Here is a 12364-nt window from a genome sequence, read left to right on the forward strand (position 1 = left end):
AGGACTTTGTTTTGTTAAGCAAACTCATCCAATGGTATCTAGCCTTATATGAAGTTCGTATTCCTCAGACCGGAGGTTTGCCGCTCGCTTCCTTCAGATTCTGCGTCACCACAGACACCCTTGCGTTAAGCTACTGCTACTTCTGCCTTCACAGTTCGGGACTTTCACCCTATAGACTGCACCCATGCTGGGCGCACTTAAAAAAGGATCTTTGAATTCAAAGATCCTTTATCACTTTATTCTCCTCCGTCACCATCTCCAATATCACCATCATCATCGATATCGTCAATATCATTCTCGTTGTGACCTTTATCAAAAAAATTATTGATGGTTTCAGTAAATGAGCTCTTTTGTTCCGTATCGTCATTTAAGCCGCTGGAATTATTCATAAAGTCCTGGAGTGTATAAGCTTGTATTGCTTGTTTTCCATTCCTCACATTTAATATGAATAAGAAAGTAAGAATCAACAATGTTGCAATGACCAAAACGATTAAAATTAGCAGTGAAGATCCTCCCCTACTCATTCCCTTTTTTGTAAGGGTATGTTGAGTAAGCAACAAATAATACCTCATTCTAGATTTAAATCCCACCTGTAGGGAAAAATAAAAAAGATTCATTCATTGTTCGTATGGTGAAGGGAGGGAACTAAAGTAAGTGAATATAAATTGGTTAATCGTTATATTGGCCACAGTTGGAGGATCTTTTGGATGTGTTCAGATCCTTAAAAATCACCTACTTCGTTATGGATTGATTTTTATCGTACACTTTATTTTTTCAATATCCTTATGTTTATTTTTTTATTGGAGTAGTTTTTATCGGTATGTTTTCCCCCTTCACTATGTCCTCCCGGCTGTCGTGTTTTCTTTTGGTCTTTTAGTTTTATTCACTATTCACTTTAAACCAGAAAAATTCACTTTTCCGTTTTTCTTTATTACTATCAATTGGGTTTTTGGTGTTGAAATTATCCTTGAATATATTGGTTTTATCACATTTAGAAACGGATGGGATTTTTGGGATTCATACTCCCTGTATTGGATCTATGTTCGTCTTTTTAACTTTATTGGAGATTATTTGATTCCCATAAAATATAGAAATCCTATCCAAACTAATGTGAAAGCCTATTGGATCTTTTTTGTTTTGACCGTTATATTATCGATTGTTATTTTAGTAAATCTATTAAGAAATTTTCATTAGCAAGTCTATTTTAGTGCAATTCGCAAAAAAAAACCGATTTATCATTTATAGAAAAATCGGTTTCTTCTCATATTGAATATACAAATCGTTTTACTTAGGAGTTCCGTGGATATAACCAGGAGCTGGTTTTAACTCAGGAGACTGACCAGTTCCTACCGGATGTGCTTCATATTCAAATTGACCTAGTCCATCCATAGAAAGACCTGAAGCCCAACTCCCAGCTTGACTTTCATTACCTTCTGAACAATTCATAAATTTGTAAGCAGCATCAGATTTTTCATATTACCTATTAAATGTATTTGGAACAACTCTTCCTTCTTTTTCCTCTAATTCAGCAATGGCAGCGATCCATTGGTTTTGATGCATCGTATCCCGAGCAATTAGAAATGACAGCATATCACGAAAACCACGATCATCAGTCATTTCATATAGACGAACAACTTGGAGCCTTCCTTGTGACTCAGCGTTTAGGTTTGCTCTAAAATCAGGTAAAAGGTTTCCACTTGCAATCGTATAACGGGCATTCCAAGGATAACCAGCAGCATCGTTAGGACTAGCACCTAATCCATTTACAATGGCATGTTGTGGGTTCATTCCACCCATTACACTTGCAATAATCGGGTCTTTCGCTGCCTGCTCCTGCTCCACAATAGGTGCCTTATCAAGTAATTGCGCAATCATGGTTGCAAGCATCTCAACATGTGCTATTTCCTCTGTTCCAATATCTAATAGCATATCACGGTATTTTTACTCTGCACGGCAATTCCATCCTTGAAAGAGATATTGCATCATGACTGATATTTCTCCAAATTGTCCACCTAATACTTCTTGTAGCTTCTTTGTATAAACAGGGTCTGGTTTATCTGGTACTGATCTATATTTTAGCTCCTTCACATGAAAAAACATGTCTACACCTCCAAGTAAATTCGCAGTCCATATTTTTTCATGTTGTCCATTATTTATACATGATTACATAAGAAGTTAATCAATCAGTATAAAATTTGAAATATAATCCAAAATACAATCATCAACTATTGTTAGTACATAACCTAGGGGATGGTGATTCGGTTTGTCAAATTTATTTAAAGATCAGACAAAAAAGTCTGACCAATATACAGAAGTCACTAACCTTCAATTGTTAAGTATAGATAAACTAAAGGAACTATACTCTTATCCCTTAAATAGCGACCTTAAAATAAGAGAATTGTATTTAAGTAAATCAAAGAAAAGGCTGTTTATTTTTTATTTAAACCCAATTGTTAATACAGAAAAATTAAGAGAAAGTATCATACATCCTCTATTGAATAGTGGGGAGGAAAGTCATTTATCTACAATTATTGATGCAGAAGAAGTTAAGAGCATTGATTCAGTAGCTTCTGGTGTAAACGCCATAAATAATGGAGCGGCTCTCATTTTAGAAGAAGGCACTCAAATCGGATACATTGTTGATATTGCAAAATTTGAATCGCGTAATATTGAGAAGTCACAAAATGAAAATATCATAAAAGGACCGAAGGAAGGCTTCACAGAATCTCTGAATATGAACTTGTCCTTAATCAGGAAGATAATAAGAAGTGAACACCTTATTACAGAGACAATCCCAATTAATCGCTTAGAAACAGAATCTGCAACATTACTTTACTTAAAAAATGTAGCAAATGAAAAAATAATTGAAAACGTTCGAAACAGAATTAGCCACATTGAAGTAGACTTTGTTCACAATATTGAAAAACTTGAACAATTAATCGAAGAGAGACCATATTCACTGTTCCCCAGTATTTTATATACGGAAAGACCCGATCGAGTTGTTTCTTATTTAGAAGAAGGGCATATTGTCATTTTAACTGGGGCATCATCTGCTAGTCTTGTTGCACCAGCAACCTTTTGGTCCTTTTTTCATACTGGTGAGGATCACTACTTACGATTTCTATATGGGAACTTTTCTAGGCTTGTTCGTCTATTAGGTCTATTTATTACCTTATTTATGTCAGCATTATATGTTGGTATCACGAATTTCCATCATGAAATGCTGCCACCAGATTTACTGTTAGCAATTGCATCTACACGAGAAAAGGTTCCATTTCCAGTTGTTGTCGAAGTCTTAATTATGGAATTTTCGTTCGAGTTAATTAGAGAGGCCGGATTAAGAATCCCCTCCCCTTTAGGTCCAACAATTGGGATTGTTGGAGCATTAATACTTGGACAAGCAGCTGTACAAGCAAATATTATCAGTCCGATCATTGTAATCGTCGTTGCTTTTTCAGGTTTGGCTTCCTTTACCATTTCTGATATCAGTATGAACTATAGTTTACGATTATTAAGGTTTATGTTTATTTCGATCGCCGGGATGATGGGCATTTATGGTTTGGGGGCAATTTTTGTGTCATTTATATGTTATTTGACTTCGCTAACATCCTTTGGTGTTCCATTTTTAGCCCCTTTAACACCTACTTATAAGTCGGCTCAAGATACTATTTTTAGAAAAGTTATTGCACATGAAGTTTTTAGGCCAGGCTTTACGTTTCCTAAATTGAAGAGACGAAAGTCATAAAAGGAGGTAAACCTTGTATAGAAATGAAGAAGGTGGTTTAGGCACAAAAGAGTACTTTTCTATTATGCTTATTTTAATTGGGGTAAAACTTGCTGATACGACCCCAACACTTATTATAGAAGATGTAAAATCAGCTACCTGGATGGTTCCGTTTTTTGCGGGATGTATCTTCTATCCCTTTTTCTACCTTTCACTAATCGTTGTTACTAAGCGAAAGAATAAAAATTTAATTGAAGTTTCTAAAGATGTTTTTGGTAAAGGGTTAGGCTCCTTTTTTTCAATTATTTTGTTTCTTCTTGCCTTTTCTACATTGTGTTTGGATTTACGTGAATATGTTGACACTGTAGCTGTAATTTATTTTACGGATACACCTTTATTTGCAATTGCCTTACTTATATTATCAGCCTCTTTGTACAATGGTTTAAAAGGGTTAGGGCCATTGGGTTCTGCATTTTATATTTGCACACCATATATAAAATTAGCTATTTTCTTATTAGCTATTTTAGTTATTAGAGAGTCTGTATGGTCTAATGCGCTTCCCCTTTTTGGTGGAGGTGTTAAGGAAATCGTCAAACAAAGCTTTAACAAAGCCTCGATCTTTGGTGACTTGTTTCTTTTACTTGTTATTTATCCGAGTATAAAGAATAAAACATCCTTAAAAAAATTAACGTTGTACGGTACGCTTTTTTTAATGGTCGAAATGTCATTTTTCATATTAAGTTACATTATCCTTTTCGGATATCCCTTTTTAGAAAGAGTAACATATGCATTTCATGAGGTTTCTAAGTATGTAAAATTAGGAAACTTTTCAAGCCATATTGAAACGTATTTTTTCTTTTTTTGGTTACTAGCAGTTACCTTAAGGCTGTCTTTTTATCTGTATGGTTCTGCAGTTATTTATAAAACTATTTTTTCAGTTAATAGCTTAAAACCCGTTTTAGTACCCTTATCACTTATCGCTTTAATCCTGTCCATGTTTCCTGAGAACCCAGTATACAGTTCCTTTATTTTCAGAAAACATCTTTATAATATCGCTACATACAGTCTTATCTCTTACAGCGTTCTGTTTTGGCTTACTGATACAGTGAAGGGAAGAACAAGCTTATGAAGTTCAAACTTATATCACTCATTAGTTTAGTCCTATTTCTTACAGGATGCTGGGATCATAAAGAGTTAGAAGAAATATCGTACGTCGTAGCAATTGGCCTAGATAAATCTGAAGACAATAAAGTAGAAGTCACCTATCAAATTGCAAACCCAGAAGTTGGTACATCATTAACCGGGAGTCCCCCACCTAATGAACAGCCCTTCGAAAATATAACGATTATCGCAAATGACTTTTTAACAGCCAGAAATACCGTCAACGCTTTTATAGGAAGACAATTGAGCTTTTCGCAAACCCAAGTGTTAATTGTTTCAGAAGAGCTAGCAAGAAGTGATGAATTTATTAAAATGATCTATACAGGTATTAGGGAACGTGAATTAAGAAAATCAGTCAATTTGATCGTCACAAAAGAAAAGGCTTCTGAATTTATTGACATTAACAAACCATTACTTGAGACAAGGCCACATAAGTTTTACCAACTTATGGTGAATAGAGCTAGAGAAACTGGCTTTGTTCCCCCATCTGATTTATTGCACTTTTTTCAAACAACCGAAAGAGATGCTGATCTTTTTCCAGTAATTTATGCAACTACAAAACAGGATGATATTGCAACGAAGAATAAATTTGAAGATGAATATAAAGCAGGTCAAATCCCGCTTGTTAATAAAAACCTTGCTCAATTTATCGGCACAGCGTTATTTAAGGAAGGAAAAATGGTAGGTACACTCAATGGTGAAGAGACAAGAATTGCCTTAATTTTAGATCCGACAATCGATATTCAAGACATGCTTGTTACATACGTGGATCCTTTAGAGCCTAAATCTCGGATTGCTTGTAAAGTAACCGTTGGACGAGACATGGACATAAACATGACACTTGATAAACCGAACTCCAAAATAAGAATAAAGGTACCGATCACTCTAGAGATCATCGGTGTTTTCAGCCAAATTGATTACTCGACAGATATAAAGAAACAAAAGCAATTAAAGGATCATATTGAAGATCATCTTACAAAAAAAGTCAATGAAAATATTAATAAACTTAAACAAGTTTTTGGTGGAGAAGCCTATAGTTGGTCTTTAATAGCCCAAAGACATTTCTTAACTCAAAAACAATATGAAGATTTTAATTGGATGAAAAGCTATCCTTCATTTGATATTGAAGCTACTGTCAAGGTAACGATAGAAGAGTTTGGTCAACAGGTTCAAACTCCAAAATTGAAATTGGTGGAAGATTAATATGACTTATATTTTTTGGATACTCGTGATTGTTACGGTCGTGTATACAGGTTACCATTGCCGCATTTGCTGGAAAGACAAGAATGTTACGGGAATGATTTCTTTAATGTTTTTAATGCTTTTTATTTTAGTCAGTTCGTTTTTTGTGAAAATGAAATAGAGGAGCTACTTTTTAGCTCCCCTGTCTTAACAGGATAAACTCGGAATGAAGTTTTCTATCATCATGAGATAAAACGTTACTGTAAATGCTTTGGTGGTATTATATTATGATTATTTTTCTTTATTTCAGTAAAAAGGTTTTGCTGCTTTAGAGGTAGATTGAGTTGTTCATTTAATTGGTTTAATTGCTCAGTTAATAAACTTAATTGCGGATTATTGGAGATTAAGCTACTAATCGATTGTTGAAGTTGCTGAAATTCTTTTTTTGTAACTGGTTGTGCATTCTGTTTTAGCGCGTAGCCTAATTGTCCATTGGGTTCTAATGTAGCCCACTGAACATCACTTATTTTACTTACATTTTGTTGTCTTAATTTCATTTCTAATTGGTCTACGGTTAAACGAAGTTTACTTAAATTCTTTTCATTTAGAATTCCATTTTCAATGACAATTTTTGATTGGCCAGTTATGAATTTTTCAAAACGATCACTTTTCAATTCCAAGTATTCTATTATGACAAGCGTTACTACAAGGATGCCCCCAACTCCAAATGTAGTAGCAAGATTTTTTCCAGCAACAGGCTGTATAAGCAATGAACCAATTCCGACCATGATTACGGTTTGAGCAAGCGTCATTTGCGAAATTGACTTTCTTCCTGCAACTCTTAAAAGCAAAGTTCCTACAATGACAATAAGGATTGCCTTCCAAATCCAATCTAGCTCCATTAAAATCCCCTCATTTCCAAGTGATGATTCCCGAACAATTTATGTTATTATTATGCCTCTCTTTAGTAGAAAGATGTATTTGTTAAAAATGAAAGGATATGGATAATAAAGCTCAAGATTTTGGTTACCACTCTAGGCTCTTTTTCTTATGAAGCTATAAATATTAAGCATACGCAAATTGAAATGGTGCAATCTTTGGCGAAGTGGAAAAGGATGGCTCTTACTAGATATAAATTTACCGTTGGTGAAGGACATTATACAAATATGAATGCTGTTCGAAGAGGTGAGGTATTAGATAATCTGCACTCGATGTATGTTGATCAATGGGATTGGGAGAAAGTTCAGGCTTCTGTTTGGAATGAGCAAATTATTAGTGAATGTAAAGAAAGAGATATCAACCTTTTGTAGGGAAGATCTTCATAAGATGTAACAAAAAAGGTTTCTTGATATTTCTTGATATTTTTTGATCTATTTCATATGAAAAGTGAAAGCTAATTGGTTATCCTACTTCGTTTCCCACAATTGATACTTCCTAAGAGGTCAAATTATTCTATTTTTAAATAGGGGTCCCATTTTTTAATTATGTGTTATCCCCTTTTTTATGATTCGACGAATCTGCATTGTCTGACCGTTTCACACCCTTGCTTTTATACGGTTTGTTGCTTTTCGCTTTATTTTCACTTGCTTTCCAACGCGTCCAACCCTTTTTGCCTGTTCCTCTACCTGTCCCACTTTTACTTTTAACTTTACTCATATCATCACTCCATTATTATTTAATTTTATTTTTTTGCTTAATTTTACCCTTTTCACTTCTATATTCATTGTGTATATAAGCAAAACAAACCAATTTCAAAGCTAAACTACTTTAATCCCTTCAACTAGTCTACCTATAATCGACGTAAAAAGATAGCGATTCATTTTTTAAAATGCTACCCACAGAAGATTTGTTTCATTTATTATCAAGTTACTATCGTGTATCTCGTTACTTATACCCCTTCACTACTTGGTACAAAATTAGTTTGTGTTGCTTTTTCTCCGACTATTAATATATTTTCATGTTTTTTTATTCCCTCAGCAAATAATAATGGAACGTGTTGATACTTTTTATTTTTATTAGCAACTGATTCTATCCACCTGAAAAATTCAGCTTTTCTTAAATAATGGATTCTTGGGTTATAAATAGTCCATGGGTTTCCATATGGAACTACGATTGGCAATAATAATGTTACAAGCATCTTTATTCTCCTTCGTTTTTAGTAGCATATGCAAATAAAGGTTACAATTTGAAAAGCTTTTGACAAATTAACAGCATTAAGTAAAAATATAGCTATTTATTTTTCAAAACCTCACACGAAGCATAACCCCGCTCTGATTTAAAGACGTGGTTATACTTCGTATTGGAATATTTTAATGTATAATCTACACGTTGCTTTATCATAATTGGTGAAATGTAGCTTATTGCACATATTCCCTCTTAAAAATAAAGACTTTTATTAGATTTAATATTTCCTTATAGTTAACTTATGAGGAATTGTTTTTTAAAATTATATGAATTCCTACTATAAATTAGCGAGGTAGCTTTATGAAAATTGAATCACCTAAAATACCTAATGATTTACCTTTTAAAAATTTCAATGATATTTTTTATGAGGAAGATCCCGAATTAGAATTGTGTCAAATAAATGATTCTATTTTTGATAACGAGATGTTACCTAGAGTGCGTTTATATAAAATGATCATAAGGAATTGTAAGTTTAACAATACTGATTTTTCAAATATTGATATAACCGATGTATTTTTTGATAACTGCGATTTTTCGAATGCTAAAATGCGAAACTCTTCCATACACAGAGTAAAATTCACGAATTGTAAATTACTAGGTGTGGATTTTACTGAATCTAGCTTTGGTAATGTTGAGTTTAATGATTCTTTACTTAACTTGGCTTCTTTCGGGAATTCTAGGCTGGAAAAAGTTAAATTTCTAGATACTTCTTTAGAGAGTTCCGATTTTTATGAATGTTTATTTAAAAAACTCGAATTTAAATCGTGCAACATAAATAGTGTTAGCTTTGAAAGAACATCACTCAAGGGGATAGACATTAGTACATCTACTTTTGAATCACTTACAGTTTCTATAACTGACCTAAAGGGATGTAAAGTTTCTACTCACCAGGCAATTCAATTTGCTGCTCTATTGGAATTAATAATTATTGATTAATTCAATTAACCTTTGAAGATGTAAATTACAAACTTGATACAATATTAATGAACAATCCTTAACGTAAAAACCACATTCACCTCGAATGTGGTTTTTTCGAGGTGAAAAATCGAAAGATAGAAAAATTAATAATTGATTATTAGTTATGATGCTTGTGTTACAAAATAATAGCTAAACAGCACTTCAGCTTTTCTACCTACTTTACCATTCATCATAATTCTCAAATGGTTGAATATATTGCATTTAGAGTTATTTAAATTTGGTACAGCTTATAATACCTCAATTGAAAATGGAGGAGAAAATGAAAAAGTTAATCAGCATTAGACTGGCAAGTATTATAATAATCACCATTAATACAATTGCGCTTTTCATGCATCTCCTGATACTTCTAAACGTTGTACCATATGATTTTGTATGGGGAGGACGTTTAAAGAATGAAGCAGATTTAATCATTTTTGAAAGCATATCTATAGTTGTGCAACTACTATTTATGACAATTGTTGCTGTAAAAGCAGGATATGTTTTCAACGGAAAGTTCAAAAAAACTGTGAATGTCGGAACATGGGTAATGTTTGGACTTATGGTGCTTAATACAATGGGCAATTTAGCTTCAGCCTCTGTCTTGGAAAAAATGGTAATGACTCCAATAACCTGTTTGCTAGCACTTTTATTATTCAGATTAGCAATTGAATAAAGTGATTCGGGTGAGGATTGGTGAAGAATTCACAATTATTGGATCTTCCACTTTCACCATATCCCCCATATAATTACCTGTTAGGGGGGATATGAATGGCTGATTATAAGCAATATGTCTTTTTCGATTTTGAAATGTTATGTTCTGATTCAGGTATGGCTTTTGAGAATATGGAGGCCATTCGTTTAGGAGCTGTAAAATATAATCTTGAAACAGGAGAAATTACGTATTTTGATCGTTTCATAAAACCTGAAAATCAGGAGCCTTTAACTGAGTTTTGTAAAACATTAACCGGGATTGAGGATTGTGATTTGATCAATGCAAGTGGTTTTAAAGTGGTCTTTGATGCCTTCCTTGTATGGGTTGGTGGTGTGAAAAAAACTCGCTATTTTTCGTGGTCGCCAAGTGATTTATCTCGTTTAAAAATCGATGCAACAAAACACGAAATCCCACAATGCACCATTAGCAAAATTGAAAAACGTTATATTGATTTCCAGATGATTTTTAAGCAGAGAGTCTCGAAGGGAAACGTTTCAGTTGAAGATGCTTTAGCGTTATATGGATTACAGTTTATTGGAGAAAAACATCATCCAATGTATGATGCCTATAATACACTAAGGATCTATTTACAGTTTTTAAATAAACCTATCCAATCTGATTTAATCATGCTAAAGCAATATCTCTTTGAAGAAGAGGTCCCACTTGATGTGAAGCAAATCAATGAGAAACTGAACGATCGCCTAAAACAAGATGCAATGCTAGTAACTGAACCATTACGAGAAGTGTATCGAATGCGGGATGTAAAAAAAATAAAAAAAACAATTCGAAGGATCGTTGAAAAATATGAAAATGTTTTGTTAAATCGTTCTGGTTTGTTTACCGAAGAGAACGTATTAATTGCTGGACATTTAGTGTCCTTCTATCATGATTTGCTGCTAACCTATGAAGAGCATTATTGCTATTCTTCTAAAACTATCATTTTTGATGAATATATGCTTCAGCCCTTGAAACAGCTAGCTTTCAAGTAGGATGACGCAATCTAATATAAAGAAAAGTAGTGAGATTCATCTATATGAGAGTCCCCACTACTTGTATTTTTTTCGACTTGGTAGCTTGTTTGGTTTATTCCAAATTACTATGACGACTAAAAGCTTCGTTATGACCATATTCTTTTAGATTAGAATAAATTAAGCAAATACTATCAAAGACAATGTGGACAGATTGATCAAATAATGAACCGAGTGGTTGAACTGATTGAGTTTCTCCATCAGCTCTATATTTTGTAGCAGCTGGTATGTGTAGTACATCACTAGAAGCCGCTGCAAGAGGTGATTCAGAATTTGTTGTAACCGCAATAACTTGGCAATTTAATTCTTTTGCTTTTTCAGCTGTCCAAACAACACTCTTTGTTGTACCTGAACCTGAAACTGCGAGTAAGATGTCTCCTTCTGCAATCGATGGCGTAATCGTCTCACCAACAGAAAAAACATTTGCATTTAAATGCATTAATCGCATCGCAAATGATTTCCCCATAAAGCCTGAACGCCCTTCTCCAATAACAAAAATCCTTTTCGCATCTACTAGTTTAGTGGCAATTTCTTGTAAATTCTCTTCTTTTATTTGACTTAAAACGCCTTGAATTTCCAAAAGGATTTTATCTGATGTTTTCATGTTTTCTCTCTCCATTCCATTGTAACAATACTTTCTTAAACTGTTTAGCGGCCAATCGTTTATCTTTCGCTTTCGTTATGGCTGAGCCAATAATTACTACATTAGGCTGCAACTCTCTAAAACTAGCAATTGAATCGAGTGTTATTCCCCCAGCAACCGCGAGTTGTACAGTTGGATCATATATTTGTTCTGTCACGATGTTTTGCTTTCCAGCAATCTCTTGTTCATCTTTACTGACATGTGCACAGAAAATTGCTTGTTTATAATGAAACAATTCTTTTTGCTGACTATCATTTGTATTTAAAAGGTCAACCATAACCCGTTTCCCTGCTTTTTCGGCAGTTTCAATACATGCATTAATCGTCGCTGCAGGTGATACTCCCATCACAGTCGCGACATCAGCCCCAGAACGAAAACACATGTCAAATTCGTAATATGCGTTATCAATTGTCTTGATATCTGCTACAATCACTTTATTTGGAAAGGCATTTTTAAGCTTCTCAACACTTACCATTCCATATTCTTTTATTAATGAAGTACCAACTTCAATCCAATCTATGAAATCCTCTGTCGATTTTGCAATTTCAATAGCCTCTTCAATCGTATAACGGTCTAATGCCAGTTGAATATTCATTTAATCTCCTCTTTGTCTTATTTTAATTTACTAGATTACTAAACCGATTTATGAACTTATTATAAAGGAAATGTAAGCACTTTACAATAATCGATTTATACCTAAACTTTTTAATTTTCACTCGGTTATTTTCTCAGTGTTAACTGCTGCTTGGTTGCTGAATACAAACTAAAAAAAC

The 12364-nt window shown here is 33.7% G+C and carries 12 protein-coding genes and 2 pseudogenes; 7 read left to right on the forward strand and 7 right to left on the reverse strand.

The features are described from left to right. Positions 1-236: 236 nt before the first annotated feature. Together WCV66_RS22585 and WCV66_RS22590 are read right to left on the reverse strand one after the other, a co-directional pair. Complete coding sequence (locus WCV66_RS22585; protein WP_338786926.1) at positions 237-557, reverse strand: hypothetical protein; 321 nt, start codon at positions 555-557, stop codon at positions 237-239. A gap of 727 nt (positions 558-1284) precedes the next feature. After that, positions 1285-2100: pseudogene (locus WCV66_RS22590) on the reverse strand (manganese catalase family protein). 163 nt (positions 2101-2263) lie between these two features. Between WCV66_RS22590 and WCV66_RS22595 the strand changes: the two are divergent. The 3 genes from WCV66_RS22595 to WCV66_RS22605 are packed head-to-tail and all read left to right on the forward strand — an operon-like array spanning position 2264 to position 6088. Further along, positions 2264-3745: a spore germination protein gene (locus WCV66_RS22595; RefSeq protein WP_338786927.1), complete on the forward strand. Its 1482-nt coding sequence runs from the start codon at positions 2264-2266 to the stop codon at positions 3743-3745. A gap of 13 nt (positions 3746-3758) precedes the next feature. Beyond that, on the forward strand, positions 3759-4853 hold the full coding sequence (locus WCV66_RS22600; protein WP_338786928.1) for a GerAB/ArcD/ProY family transporter: 1095 nt from the start codon (positions 3759-3761) through the stop codon (positions 4851-4853). Continuing rightward, positions 4850-6088 carry a Ger(x)C family spore germination protein gene (locus WCV66_RS22605; RefSeq protein ID WP_338786929.1) on the forward strand — a complete coding sequence of 413 codons (1239 nt, stop codon included), beginning with the start codon at positions 4850-4852 and terminating at the stop codon, positions 6086-6088. Before WCV66_RS22600 ends, WCV66_RS22605 begins: the two co-directional genes overlap by 4 nt. 236 nt (positions 6089-6324) lie before the next feature. Here WCV66_RS22605 and WCV66_RS22610 read toward each other — a convergent pair whose 3' ends face one another. Then, positions 6325-6969: a DUF421 domain-containing protein gene (locus WCV66_RS22610; RefSeq protein WP_338786930.1), complete on the reverse strand. Its 645-nt coding sequence runs from the start codon at positions 6967-6969 to the stop codon at positions 6325-6327. A 174-nt stretch (positions 6970-7143) separates the two neighbouring features. On the opposite strand from WCV66_RS22610, the pseudogene WCV66_RS22615 reads away from it, so the two are divergent. Continuing rightward, positions 7144-7326, forward strand: a pseudogene (locus WCV66_RS22615) (aspartate--ammonia ligase); the annotation flags it as partial. A gap of 223 nt (positions 7327-7549) precedes the next feature. On the opposite strand, the gene WCV66_RS22620 reads toward WCV66_RS22615, so the two are convergent. Together WCV66_RS22620 and WCV66_RS22625 are read right to left on the reverse strand one after the other, a co-directional pair. Beyond that, positions 7550-7723 carry a DUF3934 family protein gene (locus tag WCV66_RS22620; RefSeq protein WP_338786931.1) on the reverse strand — a complete coding sequence of 58 codons (174 nt, stop codon included), beginning with the start codon at positions 7721-7723 and terminating at the stop codon, positions 7550-7552. Between the two features lie 232 nt (positions 7724-7955). Then, positions 7956-8204, reverse strand: coding sequence for a hypothetical protein (locus WCV66_RS22625; protein ID WP_338786932.1), 249 nt, complete (start codon positions 8202-8204; stop codon positions 7956-7958). A gap of 347 nt (positions 8205-8551) precedes the next feature. On the opposite strand from WCV66_RS22625, the gene WCV66_RS22630 reads away from it, so the two are divergent. From WCV66_RS22630 to WCV66_RS22640, 3 genes are all read left to right on the forward strand, one after another. Further along, positions 8552-9187, forward strand: a complete 636-nt coding sequence (locus tag WCV66_RS22630; RefSeq protein WP_338786933.1) for a pentapeptide repeat-containing protein — start codon at positions 8552-8554, stop codon at positions 9185-9187. 301 nt (positions 9188-9488) lie between these two features. Beyond that, positions 9489-9881, forward strand: a complete 393-nt coding sequence (locus WCV66_RS22635; RefSeq protein WP_338786934.1) for a hypothetical protein — start codon at positions 9489-9491, stop codon at positions 9879-9881. Positions 9882-9976: 95 nt separating this feature from the next. Beyond that, entirely contained in the window at positions 9977-10909 is a 933-nt protein-coding gene (locus tag WCV66_RS22640) for a 3'-5' exonuclease (protein ID WP_338786935.1), read from the forward strand. Between the two features lie 94 nt (positions 10910-11003). Here WCV66_RS22640 and hxlB read toward each other — a convergent pair whose 3' ends face one another. Then, a complete protein-coding gene (gene hxlB, locus WCV66_RS22645; protein WP_338786936.1) occupies positions 11004-11552 on the reverse strand; it encodes a 6-phospho-3-hexuloisomerase in 549 nt (182 codons plus the stop codon). Next, complete coding sequence (gene hxlA / locus WCV66_RS22650; protein WP_338786938.1) at positions 11536-12186, reverse strand: 3-hexulose-6-phosphate synthase; 651 nt, start codon at positions 12184-12186, stop codon at positions 11536-11538. Before hxlA ends, hxlB begins: the two co-directional genes overlap by 17 nt. Positions 12187-12364: the final 178 nt, after the last annotated feature.

Origin of the sequence: Metabacillus rhizosphaerae, from assembly GCF_037201795.1 — a bacterium.
Lineage (GTDB): Bacteria > Bacillota > Bacilli > Bacillales > Bacillaceae > Metabacillus > Metabacillus rhizosphaerae.